Source organism: Leptospira weilii serovar Ranarum str. ICFT, from assembly GCF_000332415.1.
Lineage (GTDB): Bacteria > Spirochaetota > Leptospiria > Leptospirales > Leptospiraceae > Leptospira > Leptospira weilii_A.
Genome location: NZ_AOHC02000026.1, coordinates 194398 through 220567, shown reverse-complemented (window position 1 = coordinate 220567; position 26170 = coordinate 194398). Strand labels below are relative to the sequence as shown.

The 26170-nt window shown below is 44.9% G+C and carries 16 protein-coding genes and 2 pseudogenes; 11 read left to right on the top strand and 7 right to left on the bottom strand.

Translation table 11 applies throughout. The features are described 5' to 3' along the window. A pseudogene (locus LEP1GSC060_RS20300) lies at window positions 1–304 on the bottom strand (hypothetical protein); the annotation flags it as partial. Window positions 305–600: 296 nt separating this feature from the next. Continuing rightward, entirely contained in the window at window positions 601–1539 is a 939-nt protein-coding gene (locus LEP1GSC060_RS08815; protein WP_036095884.1) for a hypothetical protein, read from the bottom strand. 625 nt (window positions 1540–2164) lie between these two features. Here LEP1GSC060_RS08815 and LEP1GSC060_RS08810 point away from each other — a divergent pair. The 4 genes from LEP1GSC060_RS08810 to LEP1GSC060_RS08795 are packed head-to-tail and all read left to right on the top strand — an operon-like array spanning window position 2165 to window position 5949. After that, window positions 2165–3175, top strand: a complete 1011-nt coding sequence (locus tag LEP1GSC060_RS08810; RefSeq protein ID WP_036095881.1) for a sulfate ABC transporter substrate-binding protein — start codon at window positions 2165–2167, stop codon at window positions 3173–3175. A gap of 28 nt (window positions 3176–3203) precedes the next feature. Next, entirely contained in the window at window positions 3204–4040 is an 837-nt protein-coding gene (gene cysT / locus LEP1GSC060_RS08805) for a sulfate ABC transporter permease subunit CysT (RefSeq protein WP_003000871.1), read from the top strand. Next, the gene (cysW, locus tag LEP1GSC060_RS08800) at window positions 4037–4876 is read left to right on the top strand and encodes a sulfate ABC transporter permease subunit CysW (RefSeq protein WP_003001230.1); all 840 of its coding nucleotides are present in this window, start codon (window positions 4037–4039) and stop codon (window positions 4874–4876) included. Before cysT ends, cysW begins: the two co-directional genes overlap by 4 nt. 2 nt (window positions 4877–4878) lie before the next feature. Beyond that, a complete protein-coding gene (locus tag LEP1GSC060_RS08795) occupies window positions 4879–5949 on the top strand; it encodes a sulfate/molybdate ABC transporter ATP-binding protein (protein ID WP_003001129.1) in 1071 nt (356 codons plus the stop codon). Between the two features lie 220 nt (window positions 5950–6169). On the opposite strand, the gene LEP1GSC060_RS08790 is transcribed toward LEP1GSC060_RS08795, so the two are convergent. Together LEP1GSC060_RS08790 and LEP1GSC060_RS08785 are read right to left on the bottom strand one after the other, a co-directional pair. Further along, window positions 6170–7375, bottom strand: coding sequence for an Lcl C-terminal domain-containing protein (locus LEP1GSC060_RS08790; protein WP_003000848.1), 1206 nt, complete (start codon window positions 7373–7375; stop codon window positions 6170–6172). Window positions 7376–8026: 651 nt separating this feature from the next. Continuing rightward, window positions 8027–9421 carry an OmpP1/FadL family transporter gene (locus LEP1GSC060_RS08785; RefSeq protein WP_051061419.1) on the bottom strand — a complete coding sequence of 465 codons (1395 nt, stop codon included), beginning with the start codon at window positions 9419–9421 and terminating at the stop codon, window positions 8027–8029. A gap of 97 nt (window positions 9422–9518) precedes the next feature. Between LEP1GSC060_RS08785 and LEP1GSC060_RS08780 the strand changes: the two genes are divergently transcribed. From LEP1GSC060_RS08780 to LEP1GSC060_RS08770, 3 genes are read left to right on the top strand one after another with little or no spacing between them, the layout of a single operon-like run. Continuing rightward, window positions 9519–10637 carry an oxygenase MpaB family protein gene (locus LEP1GSC060_RS08780; protein ID WP_003001190.1) on the top strand — a complete coding sequence of 373 codons (1119 nt, stop codon included), beginning with the start codon at window positions 9519–9521 and terminating at the stop codon, window positions 10635–10637. 2 nt (window positions 10638–10639) lie between these two features. After that, a complete protein-coding gene (locus LEP1GSC060_RS08775) occupies window positions 10640–11305 on the top strand; it encodes a transmembrane-type terpene cyclase (protein ID WP_003000761.1) in 666 nt (221 codons plus the stop codon). A gap of 10 nt (window positions 11306–11315) precedes the next feature. Beyond that, window positions 11316–16604 (top strand): trifunctional serine/threonine-protein kinase/ATP-binding protein/SpoIIE family protein phosphatase, encoded by a 5289-nt coding sequence (locus LEP1GSC060_RS08770; RefSeq protein WP_003000929.1) that lies wholly within the window; start codon window positions 11316–11318, stop codon window positions 16602–16604. A gap of 45 nt (window positions 16605–16649) precedes the next feature. Here LEP1GSC060_RS08770 and LEP1GSC060_RS08765 read toward each other — a convergent pair whose 3' ends face one another. Beyond that, window positions 16650–18044 carry a glycine--tRNA ligase gene (locus tag LEP1GSC060_RS08765; RefSeq protein WP_003001215.1) on the bottom strand — a complete coding sequence of 465 codons (1395 nt, stop codon included), beginning with the start codon at window positions 18042–18044 and terminating at the stop codon, window positions 16650–16652. 114 nt (window positions 18045–18158) lie between these two features. Between LEP1GSC060_RS08765 and LEP1GSC060_RS08760 the strand changes: the two genes are divergently transcribed. From LEP1GSC060_RS08760 to LEP1GSC060_RS08745, 4 genes are read left to right on the top strand one after another with little or no spacing between them, the layout of a single operon-like run. Further along, window positions 18159–19841, top strand: coding sequence for an energy transducer TonB family protein (locus LEP1GSC060_RS08760; protein ID WP_003001213.1), 1683 nt, complete (start codon window positions 18159–18161; stop codon window positions 19839–19841). After that, complete coding sequence (locus tag LEP1GSC060_RS08755) at window positions 19838–20608, top strand: PrsW family glutamic-type intramembrane protease (protein ID WP_003000945.1); 771 nt, start codon at window positions 19838–19840, stop codon at window positions 20606–20608. The genes LEP1GSC060_RS08760 and LEP1GSC060_RS08755 overlap by 4 nt, the downstream gene beginning before the upstream one ends. Then, a complete protein-coding gene (locus LEP1GSC060_RS08750) occupies window positions 20605–21507 on the top strand; it encodes a 50S ribosomal protein L11 methyltransferase (protein ID WP_003000767.1) in 903 nt (300 codons plus the stop codon). The genes LEP1GSC060_RS08755 and LEP1GSC060_RS08750 overlap by 4 nt, the downstream gene beginning before the upstream one ends. A gap of 4 nt (window positions 21508–21511) precedes the next feature. Beyond that, entirely contained in the window at window positions 21512–22498 is a 987-nt protein-coding gene (locus LEP1GSC060_RS08745; protein ID WP_003000981.1) for an adenosine kinase, read from the top strand. Between the two features lie 136 nt (window positions 22499–22634). Here the strand turns inward: LEP1GSC060_RS08745 and LEP1GSC060_RS08740 are convergent, their stop codons facing one another. Together LEP1GSC060_RS08740 and LEP1GSC060_RS08735 are read right to left on the bottom strand one after the other, a co-directional pair. Continuing rightward, on the bottom strand, window positions 22635–23213 hold the full coding sequence (locus tag LEP1GSC060_RS08740) for an MXAN_6521/LA_1396 family lipoprotein (RefSeq protein ID WP_003000888.1): 579 nt from the start codon (window positions 23211–23213) through the stop codon (window positions 22635–22637). A gap of 1 nt (window position 23214) precedes the next feature. Further along, a pseudogene (locus tag LEP1GSC060_RS08735) lies at window positions 23215–26165 on the bottom strand (efflux RND transporter permease subunit). Between the last annotated feature and the right edge of the window lie 5 nt (window positions 26166–26170).

Sequence of the window (26170 nt, the reverse complement as noted above, 5' to 3'; positions counted from 1 at the left end):
TTTACGTTATTGACTGTGTCCGAGTTTGTCACTCCGCCCACGATCGCTTCGATCTCCGCGTTCACGTTCGCTTCCCAGGTCGCTTCTAAGACTTGTTCCCCGCCCGTTACCGCGTTCATGTATGTTCCCGAATCCGTTGCGCTCGCTTTGGCCGCGTCCACGTATGGTTTTAATTCGTCGCTTGCAAATTGTTTGGTCGATCCAAGGACCGGCACACTCTGCGCGTTCAAGTCCGTTAAAAGTGTTATCGGTAGGATAAAGACGACATATAGAAGGCGAGGATCGTGAGACCACTGACTACTTTTTGGAACTAGTTTGTTCCAAAACAGATCGGTTTTAGCGCTCGAAGCGGGAGTTCCCACATTTTAGATGTTAGGGAGTAGGGGTTAGAGGTTAGGGGGGTATACTCCGCCTTCTAAACGCTCGTTTATTTTTGCTCGAAGAGGGAGTTGTTCCCTAACGCCTAATTTCTCGCCCCTAACGCCTCGAAGCGCGGTTGTTCCATCGTCTAATCCCTCGCCCCTAACGCCTCGAAGCGCTACGCGTTGGACTTTATCCGTTGTCGGCTGGATTTCTGTGGTTCTGCTCAGTCTCATGTTTTTACACCTGTTTGTGGATTGTCGGGGGCGGTCCGTTCATACGGATCGCGTAATAATGCATTAGTTTTCGATCGGTTCTTGGAGATTGGAATATTATGAAATTCTGATGCAGCTCCGGGCGATTCCGGTTTTCCTGCTGAAACATTCGGGTAACGTTCTGTTTCTTCCGGTCCTTGTTCTTTCTTTGTTCTTCTCTGCTCGGAGGATACAACAGGCGCGCGGTTTCGTTTGCCACAAGACACGGCGGATGATTCCGAATGTTTCCGCCCCTATGGAGTTCGTTTTGTTTTTTTTGGATGTTTTCCCAGGCCCATCTTTCGATGTTCACGTTTTCTTGCAGTCGTATCCGATACGAATCTTCGGCCCATTCCCAATTTGCGGTTTCTTGTATGGATTCCGAATTCGATAATTCCAGGATTTGAATATTCGATTTATCTAATTCGTATGCGGCTTCTTGTATGGGTTCTTGGTTTAAGTTGGCGGTTGTATCGCTATGAATAAATTTATGATTAGATTCCAGAATTGGAATATTCGATTTATATAATTCATATTCTGCTTCACGAATGGGTTTCGGATTTAATTCCCGAACGATCGTTTCTTCATGGAAAGAATCGATGGAATTGAATTCTTTGGCGTTCGGGTTTTCCATCGCCGCTACTACGGTTTCCCCGTTTTTCTCACGCGCCTTTTCTAACGCTGCAACCGCCAATTCCCATTGATTTGTGCCGTTCGCACTTTCTTGGATTGGGATCGTCCTGGTATTTCCGGTTTCTTGTATGAGTTCTTGGTTTAAGTTGCCCTTTACGGTTTCTGAGATTTGTTTTAGAGGGTCCGGGATGAGATTTGGGCGTGACCATACAAAAGTGACGATCAGAGCCATTACAAAGATCGTTACACCGCGGACTAATTGCGTCTTGCCTTGTGTATCTTTTCCCTTCATCTTTTCTTGGAGCCTTGGCCGTAACAAATCTGAATTCCGGTTTCGGTAAAAGACCATCGTTCCGGTCCTTTTCCGTTCCGGATTCGGATTCGGATTCGGATTTGGATTTGTCACAGCGTTACAAATTGTGATTACTATAGAACATGTCAATCACAATTTGTGAAAAAATATAGATAGTTTGTGAAACAAATGATTGAGAGTCATCTCAAAATCGGTTGCGTTCGTTAAAAATTGGTTGAAACCGGACTTCAAATTCCCGGTTAGGTAAAATTCGCTCAAATCGTATTTTCAATCGGCTCTATCTCAAAAACTTACCTAACGTGAGTTCGACGGTTGAAATCTTGGGCGAATCAGAAACTCGAGTGCGTTCGCTCCCTGAACGCCAACCCATAGGAAGGCGTTCACTGAGTTTCCTGGGTCGTTCGTAACTCAATCTCACTCCCTGGCGCTGCGATCCGGAGCGCCGCTCGCTCGGGTTTTTGGTTATGGACCGTGTGCAGTCGCACTATCCATTCGGCGCACAAATTTCTTTACTTTTAAACAAGCCCCCAAGATATTGGACCCAATTATCTAATAAATTAGATTTTTGTCCGTTTTGTTGTAAGATTTATCCAGGAAGGGTCCAATGAAATCCAAGTCTTTAAGAATTTCTTTATTCACGATTTTATGGTTCTCGGTTTCGTTTTCATTGTATTCGGAGACCAAACTCCTGAACGTTTCCTATGATCCCACTCGGGAATTGTATTCTCAGATCAACAAACTCTTCGTGGCCCATTGGAAAAAACAAACCGGAGAAGACTTAGTCGTCAACCAATCTCACGGAGGTTCCGGCAAACAAGCAAGGGCCGTCATCGACGGACTCGAGGCGGATGTAGTAACTCTCGCGCTCGCACACGATATCGAAGCGATCGCCGAAAAAGCGAAACTTCTTTCCACCGATTGGGAAAATTTACTGCCGCATCAAAGTTCTCCTTACACATCTACGATCGTATTTTTGGTCAGAAAAGGAAATCCGAAAGGAATCAAAGACTGGGACGATCTCGTAAAACCCGGGGTCGGGGTCGTCACTCCGAACCCAAAAACAGGGGGAGGGGCGCGTTGGAATTATCTTGCAGCCTGGGGTTACGCAAAAGGAAAATACGGGTCGGAAGAAAAAGCGAAAGCGTTTGTGAAAAATCTTTATGCGAACGTTCTCGTGTTGGACTCGGGCGCGAGGGGTTCTTTGACAACGTTCGTTCAGAGAGGAATCGGAGACGTACTGATCTCTTGGGAAAACGAGGCTCATCTCGCGTTACGCGAAACCGCAAAGGATTCGAACAACGGAGTTGAAATCGTATTTCCGTCCGTGAGTATTTTGGCCGAACCTTCCGTCGCGGTTGTCGCAAAAAATGCGGAGAAACACAATACGCTCAAAGTCGCGGAGAGTTATCTGAAATTCTTATATACTCCCGAAGGTCAGGAAACGATCGCGAAAAATTTCTATCGCCCCGTCGATAAGAGTATCGCATCCAAATATAAAAGTTTATTCAAGAATTTGAAACTGTTTACGATCCGAGACGTCGCCGGTTCCTGGAAAAACGCCCAGGAAAAACATTTTTCGGACGGAGCGATTTTCGATCAGATCACCGCTAAATAAAAATTCTTAACTTTAAATAGAAAAAATAGTGTCCACTTTGAATTTTAGAACCAAACCCTACGGAAAGACGGCCTTCGGTCTCACGTTAGGCGTAACGATAACGTATCTGAGTTTGATCGTCGTCATACCGTTAGGCGCTCTTTTTCTGAAAAGTTCCGGAATCGGTTGGGAAGGTTTTTGGAAACTTCTCACAAACGAAAGAATTTTAGCCGCTCTTTATTTAAGTTTCGGAGCCGGAGCGGTGGCCGCGATCGTTAATCTTATGATCGGATTTTTGTTCGCTTGGGTTTTGGTTCGTTACCGTTTTCCCGGACGATCCTTGCTCGATTCTCTCGTGGATCTTCCGTTTACGTTGCCGACCGCGGTTGCGGGAATCGCTCTCACTACGATTTATACTCCGAACGGAATCATCGGAAAACTTTTGGATCCTTACGGGATCAAAATCGCATATACTCCGGCCGGAATCGTGATCGCTCTCGTATTCATCGGTTTTCCTTTTGTTGTGAGAACGGTTCAACCCGTCTTGGAGGAATTTCCGAAAGAACTCGAAGAATCCGCCTATTGTTTGGGGGCCAATCGTTGGCAGATTTTCAGAAGGGTGATCTTTCCGGAACTCCTTCCGCCGTTGATCACGGGAGCTGCGATGGCGTTTGCGAGAGGGATCGGAGAATACGGATCGGTCGTATTCATTTCCGGAAACCTACCGGGTAAAACCGAAATTCTTCCTTTGCTCATCGTCACCAAACTAGAACAGTACGAATACGAAGAGGCGACCGGAATCGCATTCATCATGCTCGTAATTTCCTTTAGTATATTATTAAGTATTAATATATTTCAAACGGTAGCCGCAAGGAGAAAGGGATGAGACGGGAATCCTTATTCGTTCGAAGTATTCTGATCGGAACGGTCTTTTTATTGACCGGACTAATTTTGATTCTTCCCATTTATACGGTTTTGCACGAGGCGTTTTCGAAAGGTTTTGACGCGTATTGGGAAGCGATTCGGGAACCCGATACCGTGTCCGCTCTCAAACTGACGCTTATAGTGGTCTCGATCGCGGTGCCTTTGAATACGATCTTCGGAATCGTTTCCGCGTTTTCGTTGACGCGTTTCGAGTTTCCGGGAAAAAGTTGGCTTCTTACGATCATAGATTCTCCGTTTTCCGTTTCGCCCGTGATCTCCGGTTTGATTTTCATTCTTCTTTTTGGAAGACAAGGTTGGTTGGGACCTTGGTTGGAAAAAATGGACATCAAAATCGTATTCAACACTCCGGGGCTTGTGATCGCGACGGTTTTTATCACTCTTCCTTTCGTTTCGAGAGAACTCATTCCTTTACTCGATTCGACCGGAATCGAAGAAGAGGAAGCCGGACTTCTTTTAGGAGCTTCTCCGATCCAAGTGTTTTTTAAAATCGTAGCGCCCGGAATCAAATACGGGTTGTTATACGGAATCGTTCTTTGCAACGCAAGAGCCATGGGAGAATTCGGGGCCGTTTCCGTTCTTTCCGGACATATCCGAGGACAAACGAACACGTTGCCTTTACAAATCGAAGTTCTTTACAACGAATACAATTCGGTGGCCGCTTTTTCCGCCGCCTCTCTTCTCGTTTTTTTATCCTTAATCACTCTGGTTGCGAAACGGATCTTGGACAGAAAGATCAAAATCGTAAAAAAAGAAACGTCACTCCAAGGGGAGGTATAGTTATGGGAATCGAAGTTAAGAATCTTGTAAAACGATTCGACAATTTTACCGCCATCGATCGTCTTTCTTTGGAGGTTCCTTCGGGAGAGTTAGTCGCTCTTCTCGGTCCTTCCGGCTCGGGTAAAACCACTTTGCTTAGGATCATCGCGGGGCTCGAAGACGCCGACGAAGGTCAGGTGATCTTTGAAGGTCGGGAAGTCGGTAAAAAAAACGCGAAAGACAGAGGGGTCGGTTTCGTATTCCAACACTACGCGCTTTTCAGGCATATGACGATTTTTGAAAATATCGCCTTTGGTCTCGAAGTGAGAAAAAGATCGGAAAGACCGAACAAGGAAGCGATTTACGAAAAGGTAATGAGTCTTTTGAAACTCGTTCAACTTGAGAATTTTCACGGCCGTTATCCTTCCGAACTTTCCGGCGGTCAAAGACAAAGGATCGCCCTCGCAAGAGCGCTCGCCATCGAACCTCGTTTTTTACTGTTAGACGAACCGTTCGGGGCCCTGGACGCAAAGGTCAGAAAGGAACTGAGAAACTGGCTCAGACGTCTTCACGACGAAATTCATATCACGAGCGTGTTCGTGACTCACGATCAGGAAGAAGCTTTGGAAGTTTCCGATCGGGTGGTCATTTTAAAATCGGGTAGGATCGAACAGGTCGGAACTCCGGACGAGGTTTACAATCATCCTAAAAATTCTTTCGTATTTCATTTCTTAGGCGACGTCAATTTGTTTCACGGAAGGGTTCAAGGCGGGCAAACACAACTCGGAGAAATCAAGGTGGACGCACCCGAACATTCCGAAATCGAAAACGCATCCGCGGTCGGTTACGTGCGCCCTTACGACGTGGAAATTTTGAGAGCGCCGATCGAAGGGCAAACGATTCCCGCGGAAATTCAATACATCCACTCGACCGGAAGAACCGTAAAGATCGATCTCAAACGTTTGGATACGGGTGCGATTTTGGAATCACAACTCAATTCTTCGGAGTTTCAATCTCTCAATCTGCTTCCCGGCGAAATCGTGTATATCCGTTTCAAAAAGATAAAAGTCTACGTTGAAGATTACACAATCTGATCGATTCAGGTCGGGGACATTGTACTTTTTTAAAGTCCGATCGTTCTTTTCGGAAAATCCCCTAACCCCTAGCTCCTAACCCCTAGCGCCTTGAAACCCTAACGCCTTGAAACCCTAACCTCTAACCCCTAACGCCTTGAAACCCTAACTCCTAACTCCTAGCGCCTTGAAACCCTAACTCCTAACCCCTAACTCCTAATCTCTAATCTCTAATCTCTAATTAGAGATTTGTAACGCAAATTCCGCTCGCTGCTCCGGCTTTCGGGATACTGATCGAAGTACCTCCGTTGAAATTGATCGCTAAACTCTGTGTGAGAGTTGTTTCGTCGTTCGTGGAGGTCCAAAATGTGGTGTTGGCTGGAAAATTGGGAAAGGCCGCGGGAATGGCAGGATTTCCGGCGCCAGAATGATCCACTATACTCAAAAGTTCGTTGACGTTAGGCAATCTCCAGTCGTTCCGTCCGGCAAATACTGCGACGTTTAAGTTACCGCACCCATTGATTGCGGCTTGTCGGTTTCCGCTAAACAAAACTCCGACGGCACAAGTTGTATTCGATTTTCCTAATGCACATTTCGACCAGAGTAGTTTCGTATTTTGGTCCGTTACGGTTCCGTTTCCGTTGTCTAAGAACGAAAACGCGGGCGTAGGGTTTCCGGAAACACAGCGTAAAAATGCGTTCCCGCCGACTTTTACAAAGGGCTGCATCGGAAGTCCTATCGTTAAAAAATCAATGACCCAGACCATAGCGGCGTTAAGCGGATCAGTCGTATTGGTCATATAAAGATTGGTCGTATCCGTATTGGGAAACTGTACGTTTTCCATATGGGTCGGGGCATTCGAATAATGGTAGAGGCTAAGTAATTCTTTGGCTTCGGGAATCCTCCAATTGGTTCTGCCCGCGTAACCGTTTCCTCCATTTTGTGCGTTTAAGTCGGAACAACTTCCGGGTCCTCCCACAATCGTCGCGGTGTTCCAATCCATTGCAGTAGCCGCGCCAATGGCGCAAGTCGGCCCGCTTTGGCCTTCGGGGCAACTTTTCCAAACAAGTCCGCGTACGTTGTCCAAGGTCGTGTAATTTGTCGTATATTGAGAGTGTTGCGTCGGTCCCGTAAAGGAGCGCGGGCTCGGTGTATTTGGAAATTCTCCGTCTTGTCCGGTACCTGCACACGCGGTTACCACTCCGGCCGCAGTCCAACATTGGGTTTGTCCCGTATCGCTGATTGCACTCAAATTGAAAACAGGGGCTGGAGTGGGGGCGGATACGTTACCGGTAGGAGTTTGTGATTCCTGGTTTTCATCCGTAGCGGGATTGAAAAAGTACCGAAGCATTGCAAACGGGGGCCCGGGTTTGTCAGGAGGATGAACGATACATTGTGATGTCGTAAGAAGGAGGGAAAAAAACAATAAAGCGGATTTTTGGTTCATAAAAATTCTACCATAACCGAACCTTAGAATTTCGGATGGAAACGGATCGATCTCTATTCAGTATAACTTTAGAATTTGATAAAACAACTCATCTTATCGCATGATATCAATAATATAAGTAGGCGCTTTAGAGATTGTCCCAAAACCTGAAATGTGGGAACTACTACTTCGAGGCGTTAGGGGCGAGGGATTAGACGTTAGGCGACAACTCCCGCTTCGAGCAAAAATAAACGAGCGTTTAGAAGGCGGAGCCCCCTAACCTCTAACGCCTATCCCCTAACATCTAAAATGTGGGAACTCCTGCAAATTTCCTTGTAGGTTTTGGGACAAAGCTCTAATTAGAGTTTAGAAATTAGAGTTTAGAAATTAGAGTTTAGAGTTTAGAGTTTAGAAATTAGAGTTTAGAGTTTAGAAATTAGAAATTAGAGTTTAGAAATTAGAAATTCTACAGAATTTGAAAATCAGCCTTTTTTAAAGTCTGATCGCTCTTTTCGGAAAATCCCCTAACCCCTAGCTCCTAACCCCTAGCGCCTTGAACCCCTAGCGCCTTGAAACCCTAACGCCTAACCTCTAACCCCTAACGCCTTGAAACCCTAACCCCTAACCCCTAGCGCCTTGAAACCCTAACGCCTAACCCCTAACGCCTAACGCCTAGAACAGCGCATAAGAAGCGCCGAATAAAATCGCGGGTACGTCCGATTGCAAAGATTGAGAATAGTTTAAAATTCGAATGTCATTGGGACCGAACACGGAATGAAATACCGCCCAATCGTTTCCTTGAGTCGCGACGATTTTCCTGGAGAACAGATAATTGATCGCAAAATCAAAACTCCACCTTCCGGAAAGAAAACTGAAACCCACGGTCGCAAGTTGTTGGACCATAATTCCCGCCTGCAAGGCGCTGATCCCTTCCGAACGAACCACACCTGTATTGTAACGATAACCGCTCCTATACACAAAAGAATCCGTCTTGTATTCGAAACCGATCGCACCCGCCCAGGAATCATGATAGGCGATGTTTTGAGAGATCGTATTCGTTTTTCCGAATGGAGTAGGAAACCAAGGATCTTCCAATGTCTGTTTAAAAGTTTGATTGTAGGAATTGTAATTGTAGTAAAGAAAATCGATACCGACTCGTAGCGAATCTCCTCCGAAAGAAAAACCGAGACCGTGTTTTTCGGGAAGATTGAAGGTAGCCGAAACTCCGGTCCTTCTGTAATTGTTTACGTTTCCGATTCCTATCTGCATTCCACCGTCCAAAGGAAGGATGTTTCTGGCCTGGTAGGAATACGCGGCCCGAAACCGTTCCGTAAACGTATAAGAAAGTCCGAATATAGCCCCCATCGAATACGCGTTCCGGCTCCTATAATCGAAACCCTGACCCGGAATTTCCAGCGTGTGAGTGAGATCGTAAAATTTTTGATAGGCGATTTGTTTGGAATAAATCGTTTCGATTCCGAAACCCGCCGAAAAATTTCCGAATCGATACGCGAGAGCGTTCGTCATTTTTACGACATAAAAGGTGGTCGACAAATCTTCTTTGATCTTCCTCGTATCGCCGAACGGTCCGGGAACGTCCAGGCCGGACCAATCTCTGAAAGATTGTCCGTTAGGAGTCACTCTGAGAATTCCGTCCACGTGACCGCTCCCTCCGCCCGGAACGTAAATTCCCGCTCCGTAGTTCAAACGATCCGTGATCGGAAGGTTCAGACCGAAATAAGGTAAGGGCGCAAGAATATTATAATTTTGAGAATTATTATATGCAATTTCCTGATTAGTATCCGCAAGTCGATCCTTATATTGGGAACGAATGTAGGGAAGACCCAACCCGAATTCGAGGCCGCCTTTTTGATTTCGAGTCAGATTTGCGGGATTGGTAGCGATGTCCATCGGAGAACCTCCGATCGCAAGATTGACTCCCGCCATTCCCGCATATCGAGTGTTATGGGAAGGTTGAAAGATTCCCACGCCGAACAACGAATTTGCGAATCCGACGAAGAGTAAAATTTTAAGACCGAACCGCGAAAGGTTTATCGCTTTGTGCATGGGTAAACTCTTTGTAGATTTGGAATTCTGAAAAGTTATTTTTCTTTTCACATTTCGGCGGTTTCGTAAAGTTTGTGACTCGAATGAGGAAAGTTGAATGCAAAATTTTACAAAGTATAGATCCATAACCGACGTATACGCGGATCGGGTAATCCTAGAGTATTTCCAATCCGACAAAAACGATAAACTGAAAAGTTTAGCTTTATTCAATATTCTAACGCAGAACTTCGGATTCATCCCCGCGGAACTCCCTTCCTACTTTAAGGAATACTTTGAAAAAACGAGCGTCCTTCCCGAATGGACCGATTTTAAAAAAATTCAAATCGCCGAACGGATCTTCGCGACATTCGGCCCGCAGATCCTCATGATTCTCTGTTGTAAGTCGTTACCTATGGCCTATACATGCGGCAACGGAGCGGAAGTTCTCGTCCATACGGGAAGACTCGTGGAAGAGAACGGCTCCACACAAAAAGTTTTTAGAAGACTGATGGAAACGACTCAATTCGTAGTATCCATCTTACAAGCGGGAGGACTTTCGCAAGGAGGAGAAGGCATTCGAGTCGCACAAAAGGTAAGGCTTATGCACGCATCGATTCGTCACTTTATAATCGAATCGAAAAGATGGAACGAGGAATGGGGGGAACCGATCAATCAACAAGACATGGCTGGAACCTTACAATCCTTTTCGAGTTTGATCTTGGAAGGACTGAACTTCTCGGGAATCACTTTGGATGAAGAAGAAAAAGACGCATACATTCATCTCTGGAAAGTAGTAGGTCATATCCTCGGAGTACTTCCCGAATTATCACCGGACAATTACGAAGAGGCTTACGCGCTCGGACTTTCCATCTTTGAAGATCAAAGAAGAAAATCGGAGGCCGGAAAAATTCTCGCTCAGTCTCTTTTGGATTTTATGGAATACATGGTTCCCGGAAATTTATTGGACGGGGTTCCTTTGTACTTTCTTCAGAAATACTTAGGAAAAGAAAACTGTGAGATTCTGGAACTACCCTGGGAAGAGAAGGAAATCCTAGGAGAAATCATCGAAAAAATCATGTCTGACTTCGATCAGACCTTAAGTAAAAACGATCATTTTCAAAAACTTGCCTCTCACTTTTCATCCAAACTGATCTTAGGTATGGACAATTTTTATTACAAGGGTAAGAAGGCGAAATTCGAAATTCCTCCTTCGCTGAAGGGAAACTGGGGAGTATAAAGATGGGATTCTGGGAAAAATTCTTAACCGACCCTTATTATTTGGGAAAATTCACTCTTCTTGAAAACATATTTTTATTTACGGGAGTGATCTTCTGGGCCTACGTCTACTTCGCGTTGATCGTGGACTCGACCCGAAAACAATTCGTGGAAATGCCGGTTTTTATCGCCTGCGGAAACATCGTCTGGGAATTTCTCTGGGGGTTTGTCATCCAGGAAGACATGGGAATCGTTTTGAATTGGGGTTATAAGATCGCGTTTCTTTTGGACGTTTTGATTTTTTACAACGTATACAGATACGGACAAAAGCAGTTCAAAATATCCATTAGTACATCAGAATATAGAATTTTACTGTTGGTCTTATTGGTCTCCTGGGGAGCGTTGATCTATACGTATTACGTCAATCGTTACGATCTGTTCACCGGTTCCAATTCCGCGTACATTCTGAACTTATTCATTTCCGCAATGTATCCGGTTTTGTTTCTTTCGATGAACGACAACAAACTTTTTTCCTATCCGATCGCGTGGTGTAAATTTTTGGGGACCGCGTTTTTTACGATCTTTTTGTTTCTCTATTTCCCTAAGGAATACTTCGTTTTGTGTCTGGGGGTATTGGTTTTTATAGCGGACGCGTATTACGTTTATCTATTTGCAAAAACCGGAAAATAAACGATTACAGATGTCGATTCGAACGAATTCCAACCCGACTTCCTTTCACACAAAGGAAATCCTTTTGGAGGATCACGTCTCGACGGTTTACAGAGGGGTTTTAAGGGGAGAATCCAAAACAAAAATTCTTAGAATTCAAAAGGAAAAAACGAAAGAGGAGGATTCTTTTTATTTTTTAAACGAATATGAAATCGGAAAGTTGATCTCCGATAATCATATTCTAAAACCGGAACGTATATTAAGAATTCAAGATAAGTACTGCCTCGTTTATGAAAATCTGGAAAGCGCCCTTTTATCGGATCATATCTCCAAGGTCGGTCCTTTGTCCGTGGAGGAATTTCTTCAAATTGCGCTTTTGGTTACGGAAAATCTGGTTCGTCTTCATTCACAGGGTATTCTTCACAATCAGATCGGTCCGAATTCCTTTTTTTACAACGCCGATACGAAAACCTCCGTTCTCGCGTGGCTCGGTTCCTCTTCTTTGCTCATAGGAGAAAAAGGAAATCCCGCGCCCTTACAGATCTCTCCTACGTTACTCGCTTATTGCTCTCCGGAACGAACCGGAAGGCTCAATCGTTCTGTGGACTTTCGATCCGACGGTTATTCCGTCGGCGCTTTGTTTTATCTGTTTTTGACGGGTAAACCTCCTTTCGAATCCGACGATCCGTTGGAAATCATACATTCGCATATCGCCCGAGTTCCGATTCCGGTATTCGAAAAAAGAAAAGAAATACCGGTTCCGATCTCGAATCTCGTAATGAAACTTCTTTCCAAGATGCCCGAGGAAAGATATTTTTCGCTCGATTCCCTTTTGTACGATCTGAAAACTCTCTACGATTTTATCCGATCTCAAAAAAGCGTATTGGAATTCATTCCCGGTTTTACCGAAAAAAAAGATAAGTTTCGAATCTCCGAAAAATTATACGGAAGAGATAAGGAAAAGGAAATTATAGAAGAGGCGATTTCGTCCGTTTATTCCGGGGTAAAGGCGGCCATTCTGATCAAGGGAAAATCCGGGACCGGAAAAACTTTTTTGATCCAGGATACGATTCTTTCCAAAGAACTGAACACATTACGAAGTTTTAAAGGAAAGTTCGAGGAAGACAAAAGGGAAATTCCGTACTTCGCTCTCAGACAGATCTTAGTCGAATTGTCCAATCACCTTTTGACCCAACCCGAATACGAAATCCAATCCTTCCGGAAAGAGATCGGGGAAAAACTCGGAGACAACGTACGTCTTATGACCCAATTCATACCGGAGATCGGCAATCTGATCGGAATCTCTCCCGTTTTGTCGGAACACCGGAGCCAAAAGGACGATCGGTTTTTATTCATCGTAATCCTAAGATTTTTATCCGTCTGTTTCAATCGGCGCAATCCCGCCTTACTGATATTAGACGATATCCAGTGGGCCGATCCTGCGTCGCTCGCTCTGATCGAGTTCATAACCGGGCAGACGGACTGGGAAGGGATGTTGTTCGTATTTATCTGCAGAAACGAGGAAGAACATTCCGATTTTCTAAACTCTTTTCGGGAAAGAATATTGAATTCGGAAATTCTTCTTCAGGAAATTTCCTTGAATTCCCTGGATCAAACGATGATCCGAAGTTACGTGACCGACAGTTTGGATTTGAAAGAGGAGGACACCAAAAAACTCACCGAAATTTTATATCAAAAGACGAACGGAAATCCTTTCTTTCTCAATCAGTTTTTCAATACCTTATATACGGAATCCTTTATACGATATCAAAAGGGTCCGGGAATTTGGAGTCTCGACTGGGATCGAATCGTCAAAAAAACCGTGACCGAAAACGTTTTGGATCTTCTCACCGAAGAGATCACGAGACTTCCGGAAGATACGCAAAAATTCCTGAAAGTGGCGGCCTGTGTGGGGAACCTTTTCGATCTGGGAATTTTGTATCGATATTTTCAGGATCGTCCGGAAGTCATCGAAACCGGAATTCGGGAATGTATAAAACAGGGAATCATCATCTATCAGGAATCGCAGGTAAGTCTTTATCCGGTTTTGCAAATATTAAAAAAAGAGAATACGGAAGTGCCGGACAAGAATAGGGTCTTTGACGGAATCGCGTTTCGTTTTTCGCACGATAAGATCAACCAGGTGATCTGGGAATCGATCGCTCCCGAGGAAATGGCCGAAATTCATAAGGATCTCGCTCGTCTTTTGATCGAATCGGATCGGCTTTCCCCCAAACAGGAACGAATTCCCGAGATCGCAAACCACCTCATCAAGTCCCAAAAAATCCTGAACTCAAAGGAAGAGATAGAAACCTTCAATCATTACGTTATCCTCGCCGGAAATTCGGCGAAACATTCGGCGGCGTTTAACAACGCTTATAACCTTTTCACTCTTCTCAAAAAAAAGATCACGGATGAATCCTGGAAGGAAAAGAAGGATCAATGCGTTCAGATTTATAAGTCCTTTGCCGAGTCCGCTTATTTTCTTTCCAAAACTTTCGAAGCGGAGAATGCGGTTCAAGTTTTGCTTTCGAGACTGAAGGATCGGATGGAAATCGCGGACGTTTATCTCATGCAATTGGAAGTGATGAACGCAAAAAACGATTTGGAAGGAGCGTATCGGATCGGTCTAAAAGCGCTCGGTTCCTTGAACGTCGAATTTCCGGAAAAACCCGGAGTTTGGGTTCTCATCCTGGAATTTTTAAAGATGGTTTACTATCAAAGGGGAAGAAGTCCGGAAAAATTGCGGGAAGCGAAAAAAAATCAGGATCCTCATAAGATAGAAACCATCAACATTCTTACGAATATGTTGAACTACGGAAAACATTCCGATAGTAAGTTGTTCGTATTCTTATTTTTAAAACTGATGAACATCACTCTCAGGGAAGGAAATTCTCCGGTCAGTTTTTTCGGTTACGCCGGATTCGGTTCCCTTCTTTTTGTGACGACCGGAAATTTTAAGACGACGCTTAGATACTGGGATCTCGGGGAACATGTCCTTCAGATCTTCAATGCGGACCGCGTTCGAGGTAGATATCTATTCGGAAAAAATATGCTTCTCGATTTTTACAGACATCCGTTTGCCAAGCTGCCCTTACTCGCGGAAGAAGCGTACGAAAAGTGTATTCAATACGGGGATTATCTTTGGGCGGCGTTTTCCCTGATCGCACATTCGATTTATCAACTTTATTCCTCGGACAATTCGGAATCGTATCATGAAATTCTAATTAAGGACGCAAAACGGGCGGAACGATTGGGTTACGAGACGGTTTACGTAGTCGCCGCCAGCTCCGATTTTTTAATCCGAAGTCTGGGAAACCTTTCCGGGCAGAACGTGATTTATAAGGACAAGGAAATGTCCACGGAAACTTTCGAACGGGAAGTCCTGATTCCGAACGCCAACGGAACGGCGAACACCTGGTATGCGGTCCTGAGAGGAAAGGAAACGTATCTTCGAGGGGAATGGGAAGAGGGTTTGAGAATTTTTTCGAAATTTGCGACCGATCTGGAAAGGTCCAGAACGATTTTCGTATATTCGGAATACAGATTTTACAAATCCCTTCACTTGATCCGTTCGGCTCAAACGAAAGGAAAACTAACTTGGTCGGATTTATTCTTTATCAAAAGATCCGTCTCCCTGTTCAAAACCTGGTCGGAAACGTTTCCGGAAAATTTTAAATCCTATTATTGCATTCTAAAAGCGGAATATAATGAATATCGAAAGGACTTTGCAAAAGCGGACACTTTCTACGAGCTGGCCTTATCTTCCCTTCAAAAGAACGAAAGTAATCTGAGAAAGGCGATCGTCCACGAACACGCGGGCGCATGGGAACTGAGAAGGGGAAGAAAACAATACGCGAATTATCTTTTGAAAATCGCGGAAAAACAGTACCGAACCTGGGGCGCCTCCGATAAGGCGAATCGGATCCAGGAAATGAGACAACACGAGGAGGACGTCGGAATTTTTTTGCATACGAGAGAGGAAGCCCTTTTGGATACGATCCTAAAGTCGGCCGAAAATTTGGATCTTAGGAGCGTTTTAAAGTCCTCCCAATCCATTTCCGAAATCATAGAACAGGACGAACTTCTAAAAAAATTAATGCGAACGATCATGGAAAACGCGGGAGCGACTCGCGGGTTTTTGATCCTTCCCAGAAAGGGCGGGTTGTACGTGGAGACTGGACAGGATATAGAGGAGGAGGATATTCTTCCCGGATCCTTGATTTTGGATCACGCGCCGGAGTTGTTGCCTGTCGAAATCGTTTATTATTGTTATCGTTCCGGACAAAGAATACTTTTGAACAATACGTCCTCCAAAGAGTCCGTGCATTCCTTAAATTCCTACGTCGTAACCAAACAACCGAAGTCGTTGCTTTGTCTGCCGATCACAAAACAGGGAAAAATTTTGAGCGTCCTTTATCTGGAAAACCGTCTCACCTACGACGTGTTCGACGAACATCGGTTGGAAATCCTGGAAATTCTTTCTTCGCAGGCGGCGATTTCATTAGAAAACGCTAAACTATACGAAGACATCACGAGCCTAAACGCCGAACTGGAAAAAAAGGTGGAACTTCGCACCGAGGAATTGATGCAATCCTTGAAAATTATACGAAAGGATCTTCTGTATTCCAAAAAAATCCAACGTAGTATTCTCCCGGAACATCCCGTTCTTCCGGGGATTCTTTATTCGGTTTCCTACCAACCGATGGACGAGGTCGGCGGGGACTTTTACGATCTTTTCGAGATTCGTCCCGGAGTTTACAGATTTTTCGTGGCGGATGCCACGGGACACGGAGTGCAGGCCGCCCTGATCACGATGGCGATCAAAAGCGAATACGAACATTTGAAAAAGAGCCAAAAAACTCCGTCTTCTTTATTAAAAGAATTGAATATTGTCATTCTCGAAAAATTTAAGACGTTGTATATCACGAGCGTAGTGGCGGATATCAACGTAAAAAATCATACGATGGAATATTCCTCCGCGGGTCATCCTCCCCAGGTTCTTTTGAGGGAAGGGAAAACGGATCTTTTGCATAAAACCGGGGCGATTTTGGGACTTAAGAAGGACTTCGTATATTATACCGAAAAAGTGAAACTGAAAACGGGGGATCGAATTTATCTTTTTACGGACGGGATTTACGAACAATTCAACGCGGCTAAGGACGAGTTCGGAGAAACCCGTTTGTTGAGTTCGATCTGCGATTCCTCTTTTTTAAGTCCCGAAGATCAGGTTTCCAAAATACAAAAGGATTTGAATCTGTTTTTGCAAGGGGCTCCCATCCAGGACGATCTCACTCTGGTCGTCGTGGAGATATCTTAAAAGTCGAACCCGTTTCGTCGAATTTCGAACTCAGGTTAATGAAACTTACAATCTTTCCAAAAGCCAGGATCTCAACCCGCTTACGGGAACTCTTTCCTGAGACATGCTGTCTCTTTCTCTTACCGTAACCGTATCGTCCTTTAGAGTATCATAATCTACTGTTATACAAAAAGGAGTTCCGATTTCGTCTTGTCTGCGGTATCGTTTCCCGATCGCTCCGCCGTCGTCGTATTCTATGTTTCCGAGTTTGGCGAGGTCCGCAAAAATCTCTCTGGACTTTTCGGGCAGGCCGTCCTTTTTCATCAAAGGAAAAACCGCGGCTTTTACGGGAGCGATCTTAGGAGAAAAACGAAGAACGGTTCTGGTTTCCCCGTCCGGAAGTTTTTCTTCTTCGTAAGCGTCGGCGACAACCGCGAGAAAAAGACGGTTTACGCCTAACGCGGGTTCGACGACGAACGGAACGTATTTTTTATTTTGAACCTGATCCTGGTATTTCAGATCTTCGCCGGAAAATTTTTGGTGTTGATTGAGATCGTAATCGGTTCGAGAAGCGATACCCCAGAGTTCTCCCCAGCCGAAGTTGTATTTGAATTCTATGTCCGAAGTGCCTTCGCTGTAAAAAGACAATTCTTCCTTTTCGTGTTCTCTGATTCTCAGGTTTTCCTTTTTGATTCCGACCTGTTCGGTCAGCCATCGCATACAATAATCCACCCAATGAGAGAACCATTCCTTCTGTGTTCCGGGTTCGCAAAAGAATTCCATTTCCATTTGTTCGAATTCCCTCGTTCTGAAAACGAACTGACGGGCCATGATTTCGTTTCGGAAAGATTTACCGATCTGAGCGATTCCGAACGGAATTTTTCTTCTCGTTGTCGAGACCACATTCTTAAAATTTAAAAAGATTCCTTGAGCGGTTTCCGGTCTGAGATAGATGTCTAACGCGTCTTCCGCGCTCGCGCCGTGAGAGGTTTTGAACATGAGATTGAAGTCCCGCGCTTCGGTGAAAGTTCCTCTTTGACCGCAGTTCGGACAGGCGAAGTTGTTTTCTTGTATGACTTGATTCATCTTTACAAGAGTCAGTCCGGTTGCAAACCCTTCTCCCTTTTGGTCTTCCAGGAACTTATCGGCGCGGATTCGGGTCTTACAGTTTTTACAATCGATCAAAGGATCCGTAAAGTTGGAAACGTGACCGGAGGCTTCCCAAACTTTCGGGTTGAGGAGAATGGAAGAGTCGAGACCGACCACGTCTTCGCGGAGATGGACAAAAAATTTCCACCAGAGTTGTTTCAGATTTTGGAGAAGTTCGACGCCGTAAGGACCGTAGTCGAATGTATTGGAAAGTCCTCCGTAAATTTCGGAGCCGGGATAAACGAACCCTCTGCGTTTACAGACGGATACAATTTCCTTCAAAGAGGAATCGAGGCTTTCTTTCTTTTCCATGCGTCCAGAATTTCGTTCGGGACTTCGGAATAAAGTATTTTAATTCTTCACTTCGAAGGATTTCTTGTTTGCCTACGCTCCTTGTTCGGGTCCAATGGTTGATAGAAATCCGTTTTGCAACGTCCAAGGAGACCTTGCCTGAAAAAGAAACTAGTCATCTTCGGAATCAATTTTTTATCCTGGAGTTCTCCTTTCCTGGGTCTGGGAATTTTTTTCCCACTCGGCGTACTCTTTGCCTTTCCCAAAGGCAGAGAGGTTCGTTCCTCCGCTTTCGGTTCCCTGCTCTTTCAAATTTTTTGTTGGGGTATTCTGTATCCTTTGGAAGTCTCCGTCATTTTATTTCCGGTAGTGGAAGCCTTTGTCCGCGCGCTCGTTATGGACTTGGGAGAATGGCTGATCGGATTTTACGTTCTTGTCGGGCTTTTGATTCTTGTAGCGCATTCCGTTTATCTTAGAAAACAAAGGAAACGTAAGTCGACGCTTCGCTTTAACGTTTTTGTTCCGGAAGAAAAGATCGAAAGAATTCATTATAAGATTCTCGTCCTACTCGTCGCGGGTTATCTGACGTCGAGGCTCGTCTTTCAAGATGCCTATCGGTTGGAATACGGACAACTCGGGATCTTAGAGGACAGTTTTTTGTATTTCTTTTCCGTTTTGATCGCGGGGGATACGCTTTTAAGCAGAGGAAAACAATTCTTTCTTTTTAGAAGACCTTGGAAACTTTTTGAACGTCAGGCTCGGGTCGCGCGTCATTCCGGTTTTCAAGGAGAATGGGGCCGACACAAACAGAAATACACAAAAGTCAGAGATTGGATCCTTCCGGGATGGGGATATATCTATCTCGGAAATTTATGGAAAGGATTTTCGATTCTATTTTTATACCTTCTTCTTTTGCTCTTCTTCGCCACTTCGTTTTTTTCCTGGCTCGAACCCGCGGATGGAATTCGTTTTCTCATGTCGATGGGACTCAAACCCGGAATCGCCGATAAAAAATTCTTTGCGATCACTTCGAGTGTCGTTCCGATTCTTGTGTTCTTGGGCGGAATGATCGGAATTCACATCATTTCCAAGTTTCTTCTCGGTAGAACCTTTCGTTCGGAACCGGACGACTCCACTCCTAGAAATACATTTATTAGTAATTTATCATATAGTATTCTTCTCCATTTCATTTTACTTTCTTTGATCCTGATCATACCGGTAACTCTTCAGAGAAAAAATAAACAAAAGGAAATGGAAAGACAAAGAACTCATTTTACTCCGGAGAATTTGGAATTTTATTTTATAGATCCCAATCTTCCCAACGAAGTGGAGGGCCTAAACGGAGGCGTTGTATCCGGAACGGAAACTCCGACTCAAAAAGAAGGAGAGAAAGTCCCCGACGATAAACCCGCGGAAGAAGGAAGGGTGAAGGGAGAAGTCAAACAGGTCAGAGGAAAAAAATTACCTTCCACGTATTCGAATTATATCTCCGCAAAGATGCGCGGCCCCGAGTCCTTTATGGAATATTGGAGGCGGGCGCCTCGCAATTATTCCTCCGTGGTCGCGTATACGGTGACTCCGGACGGAGAGGTTGTGGACGTGGATTTGGTCGAAGCCTCCGGATATCCCGAACAGGATCAGATGACTTTGGAACTCATCGAAAGCCTTTCACCGCTCATGCCTCCACCCGGAACGAAAGGTTATGTTCGAGTGACGGAACTTTTTTGGAACGGAAGTATCGATCCGGAAGCGATGCCGACTTCGTTGCAGAAAGAACTCGTAACGATGTATGACGGGCGTTATATGGAGGAGTTATGAGTTTCGACGTAGCGTTACTCGGATTTCTCTCCGTTTTGCCTTGGGGATTTTTTTTGATCCTACTCTTTCCGGAAAAGAATACGAGGCAAAGGATCTTTCTCATACTTCTCGCTCTTTTTTTGGGTTATCTTTCCACGGAGATCGTTTTGAAATTACATCCGATCTTTTGGCCGGACGTAAAAATCGCGGCGCCCAAACGCAGCGGACACATTCTCACACAAACGGCGCATATCGCGTTCATCCAAGCGGGGATGATGGAAGAGTTTTGCAAGGGGATCTTGATTCTTTTATGCGGACTTCTTTTTGCCTTTGATTGGAAGACTTATACGTTCAAAAAAGAAATGGTTCTCATCGGAGGATTTGTAGCGCTCGGATTTGCCGGAATCGAAAACGCAAACTACATCTTTAACGCCAAGGAAGAGGATCGAATCGCGATGTTTGTGGGAAGGACGATTCGGTCTTCGAACGCGCACTTCCTCATCAATTTATGTTTCGCACTCGCGTTTGTAAAATCCAATCGAAAGGAACCGAAGGACAGACCTCTTGTTTTGTTTTTAGCGTTTTTACTCGCGGTCTCTCAACACGGGTTATTTAACTTTTTCGTTCTTCCGCAGTCGAGGTTCGGCGGCTGGCTTTCCACGGCGCTTTTTGTGGGAATCTGGGTTTGGATCGTAAAGGACTTTCGGACTTACGTCCTAACGAATGAAATCAGAGATGACGTACCCGTTGACGCGGAAATTTTGGATCAGACCCGAGAGCCGATTTGAGATACAGAGAAATCATATTAAACATTCCGAAAGAAATCTCGGAGGACTTCACTTCTTTTTTGGACGAGTTGGGAGTTGCTGGATATTACGAAATCCTGTTTGACCGAGAGGTGCCGCGCGCCCCTCACGAAGAAATCATCTCGGACGATACGAAGTTCCGCGTTTATCTCGCGGAAGAAGATCGCGAAAACGAAACCAAAATTCTCATCTATCTAAAAGCAAACGCGGGCGAAACCTTTTTTTCGGAATCCAGATGGATCGAAACCAAAGAGTACGAAGAAGCGTATAAAGAATTTTATAAACCTTTTATCGTAGGTTCGTACCGAGTTATACCCACTTGGGAAAAGGAAACCGCGTTAGGCACAACACCGGAAGGGATTTTTCCCTTGCTCATCAATCCGGGGCTTGCGTTCGGAACGGGGCATCACGAAACGACCCGACTCGTTTTGGGAAGAATGGGAAACCTCGGACTTTCCGGAAAAAGAGTCGCGGACGTCGGTACCGGCTCCGGGATTTTGAGCGTCGCAGCCGCGAAGTCGGGAGCGACTTTGGTCCTTGCGGTGGACGTGGATCCGAACAGCGTACGATCGGCTTCCTTCAATCGGGACGAAAACGATATTTCCTCCGATGTTTTGGTCGTGGAAGAGGGCGGTTTCGATCACGAGAAGGTTCAGGAGCGAACCTGGGATCTTTTGATCGCCAACATCACATTCGCGGTATTAAAAGCGAATATTCAAAAAATTGCATCTATTAAAACCGATCATTTTTTATTCAGCGGAGTTATCACCGAACGGTTGGAAGAATTTTTGGAACTTCTGAAAAACGCGTTGGGTGGAGAATGCGTTTTTTTTAGGGAAGACACCGGCTGGGAATTGATCGAATGGAAAAGAAAAGGATAAATCGATGAAACACTACGACGTATTCGGAGTCGGCAACGCACTCGTGGATATTTTAGTCCCGACGGAAGACGGATTGATCAAACGTTTGGGATTTGAAAAGGGAATCATGACCTTGGTCGACGCGGAAAAACAAGGCGAAGTTTTAACCGCATTGGAAGGGCGCAAAAAAGAACTTCGTTCCGGAGGAAGCGCGGCGAACACGATGATCGCACTCGCCAATTCCGGAGGAACCGGAACTTATACCGGAAAAGTATCGAAAGATACTTACGGAGAATTTTATAAACAAGATATGGAGAACTCGGGTATTCTCTTTGAAGTGGCTCCGGAAGATCAGGGTCATACGGGAACCTGCGTGGTTCTCACCACACCCGACGCCGAAAGAACGATGCTCACTCACTTGGGAATTTCCATCACATTACAAAAATCGGATATAGATTTGCCCAAGCTCAAGGCTTCCGGCATTTCCTATATCGAAGGTTATCTCTGGGACGGACCGGGAACCAAAGAGGCTTCTCTTTTGACGATGGAAGAATCCAAAAAGAACGGGGTCAAAGTGGCTTACACATACAGCGATCCGTTTTGTGTGAATCGTTCGCGCGAAGACTTTGTTCGTTTAACAAAAGATTTCTTCGATATCGTATTCTGCAACGTGGAAGAGGCCAAAGCCCTTTCTCAAAAAGAAGACAAACTCGAAGCTCTGAAGTTCATCGCGGCTCTGTCCCCTCTTGTGTTTATGACCGATTCCGCAAACGGAGCGTATTTTGCGGAGAACGGAAACGTTTCTCACGTGGACGGATTTCCGGTAAAACCGATCGATACGACCGGCGCGGGAGATTGTTTTGCGGCGGGAGTTCTCTACGGACTCACTCACGGTTTCAGTTTGGAGAAGTCCGCTCGCTGGGGTAATTACATCGCTTCGAGGATCGTCCAAGAAATCGGTCCGAGGCTCGGGATCAAACTGATGGGACGACAGGACGAGATTTTAAAGTAATTTTTGAATTCCGGATTTTATGTTTTTGTAAATTAGTAATTTCTAATGGATTAACCGAATTCGGTAAATTACCTCTTTGCGAGTTTTGGACGAAAAATCAAACCGGAATTGTGTTCGGATCAAATGACGAAAAAAATCATCTCGCTTCCACTTCGATTTTTTCGTCTTTTTCCTCTTCCGTCAAAATCGGGCTGTCCAATTTATCCAAAAGACTCTGGAGCAGGAAAAAATACGCGTTCACTTTCGGAGCGATTTCTTTTCCGTAAAGTTGGGTATAAGTGTTGATGAGAGATTGGTTTTCTTCCGTGTTTTTGGAATAAGAATTTTCCGCCAAACCTTCCCAGAGAGTTTCGCCCTTTGTGCAGTGAATCACTTTTCCGAGCGCGCTTAACTCCACCTGATCGGCCGTTTCTTTTTCACGAATTTTTAACTGAAAAACTCCCTGCACTTTTTTATCGGAACCCCCGCAGGTTCCGTTTCCGGAGCGAAACGGATATATTATAAATTCCTTATGATGAGAAAGGTAATTCTCCGCGATTTTTGAAGCCAGTTTTTTCTCGGAGTTACCGGCTTCGCTTTCTATCCCAACGGATACGGCCAATCGTTTGAAGGCGGTCAGTTCCTTTTCCCAGGTCGGTCCCGTCTTTACGTATTTGATCGTACAATTCGCAATTGTGAAAATCAAAGAGAAGAGTAGTAAAGAATATCGTAACATTCTAATGGGATCCTTTTTTCTTTTTGGGGGCGGCTTTTTTGGAAACGGCCGCTTTTTTATCGGCGGTTTTCTTTTTGGGAGAAACGTTCCGCGAGTTTTCGGTCGTTTTCGGATTGGACGACGAGGTCGCTGACGTTTCGAAAACGTCCCGATCGGATTCTTCCTCGCCGAAACCGATCGGTTTGGATTCCTGTTCTTCTTCTTTTCTGGAACGATAAACGATTTCAAGAACCGCAGGGACGAGAGTGAGCGCGATGATCAAGGAAGAAGCGATTCCGATAGAAGCCACAACCCCGATCGATTTGAGTCCTTTTTGATCCGCGATCAAAAGAGAACTCCAACCTACAAGAGTGGTTAACGTGGATGCGATGATCGCCGGTCCGACCATGGACATGGCGCGGATCACGTCGTGATCCTCTCTGAATCGATAATAGATATAAATTCCGTTCTGAATTCCGTACCCTACGATTACCGGAAACACGAGAACGTTCATAAAGTTCAGTTGAATCCGAAACAGAGCCATGATTCCGAGTGTGACAAAAATCCCGAGAACGAGCGGAATCAAAGAGATCAAAGCGGGTACGATTCCCCTAAAGAAAAGAATGAGTACGACGACTACAAGAACCAAAGTGCTAAGGAAAGCCACCACACCTTCTCTTTGAACGATTTTGATGAGGTTCGCAAAAAGGATCAAACTTCCGGCCGTGTTGGAAACGTATTTATGGGATCTTGCCTGATTCAAATCCGAAAACGGTCTCGTTTTTAAAATGAAAGAGATCGTTCCGTCCAGAAGGCCCAGATTCTTAAATTGAGAAGTGGAATACGTGTTAAGCGCTTTTACGATGAGACGTTCCTCGGACGGATTCCATTTGTCTCGGATCGGATCGACGGCTTTGTGTCCGTTTCCGTCGTAAAGCAAAGTGTTCAAAACCCTTCTGGATAGTTTAGGATAATGTAATTCTCCCACGGCGTCGAAAAACTTGAGAAGTTTTTGTCCGTGCCAGAGGGCGACCTTAGGATAGATAAAAACCAAATGCCCTTTTTCCTTGGAGCCTTTCACTTCCTTAAACTGGGAACTGAAATACACGGGAACTTCCGAAAGTGAATATTCTTTCACGTTCAGATATTTTTTGACCACCGGAAGATACTTTCTCTGCTCCGGTTTTAAAAAACCCGCTTTGACCGGTTTCATATCCGACTGTAGTTGTTTTAAAACTTTTAAGTTCGCTCTTTGTTGTCCCTTGGGAGGAAGGAAGTTCCAGAGAGAAACCACTTGATCCACGGAACCGGCGATTTCGTCGGGAACGGGCGTCATATAATCGAAAACGGCCTCCGATTCTTCCAGAGTATCCACGACGATAACTTGAGGATCGGAGCTGATGTCGAATCTGTCTCCGATCTCGTCGTAGAGGTTGACCGAATCCAGGTTGTCCACCATCAGATCCCGTCCGTTGTAATTGAACTGGATACCCGGACTGAAATTGAAAATGGAAATCACGAATACGATGACAAGGACGACTAACGTCAATAGGCCGGGTTTTTTATAAAAGCGGTATAAAAGGGGAGAAGTTTTCTGTTCCTTTGCCGAAAGAAGAAATTTACTTTTGATGGAAGGGAACAAACGGAAAAGAAGCGTGATTTGAAGAGCGGTCACCCCGTACATCGAAACCGCAATGATCAAAATTCCGTACGTCGCGATGATTCCGAACTCGCTGAAACCGCGGAACTCCGAGAACGCAAGTACGACGAAAGCGGAGGTGGTAGTCAGCGCCGAGATAAAGGAAGCGATTCCGGTGTGATAGATCGTGTCCTTGATGGAACGAAGCGTATCCTGACTGCGGGTGAACTCTTCTCGGAAACGATATAAAAATTGAATCCCATAGTCGATCCCGAGACCCATCAAATGGACGCGATGATACTCGTCACCGAGTTGAGCTGACCGATCACGATCGTAGTCAACCCGAAAGAGAATAAAATTCCCGAAAGAAGAGAAACGAGAAGGATCAGGATAAACAGAGGATTTCTGAAAAAGAAAAGTAAAAGTAACGCGATACCGATAAACGAAGCGATCGCGATCGGTTTGAGCGCCGCCATCAAGGTTTCGTAGTCGTCCAAATGCAATCTGTAGGTTCCCGTATAACCGACTTGGATTCCCTTTTTGTCGAGTTCGAGTTCTGCCACGATTTCCTTGATTTTTTTGTCGAGGGCGATGTTGAATTCTATATTCGTGAAGGATCCCGCCGGTTTGATCAGAAAGATCAACATTCCCTTATCGGGAGAAATATTATATTCGTCGAATATATCTCTTTTTGCAAGTTTCTGATACTTGGAAAGGATATCGTTGAAGTCGGGGTTGTATTCTTCGTTCGAGAGTTTGATAAAAAACGGATTGGCCCTTTCCACTTCCTCGTCGATTTTTCTTTTGACCCGTTTGCGGACTTCGATCAAGTCCTCGGTTTTTAAGAATAAGGGAAGTCTGTCCTGTAAAAAGGAAACGTTATAACGATAGGAGATGTATTGAACGAATTCCTTTTCTTTCAAAAGTCTTTCGTTCAAAACGTCCGAAGCTTTTTTGATCGCATTCTCTCTTTCTTTATAGTAGGAAACGTTTTGTTGTTTGACCTTTTCGGCTTCTTTCAGTTCGTTTTCGACGATCGACGTTTGTCCTTTTTTCTTTGCGGCAAAGGCCCTAACCAGATGATCCGTCATTCCCTTCTCGTCTTTGAACTTGATGCTGAGGATGTAGAATCCGTTTCCGCCGATCATCTCGATCACTTTCTGAGTTTTGACGACCGAAGGGTTGTCTTTCGGAAGTAGGTCGAGGTTGTTGCTGTTTACCGTAAGTTTGGACGCTTGCCAGAAGGAAAGGCAAAGAACAACGGCAAGTACGCTACAAGAACGGATCGGGTTTAAGAGAATGGAGTCGGTAAGTCCGGATAGAAGTTGTCTCATCGATG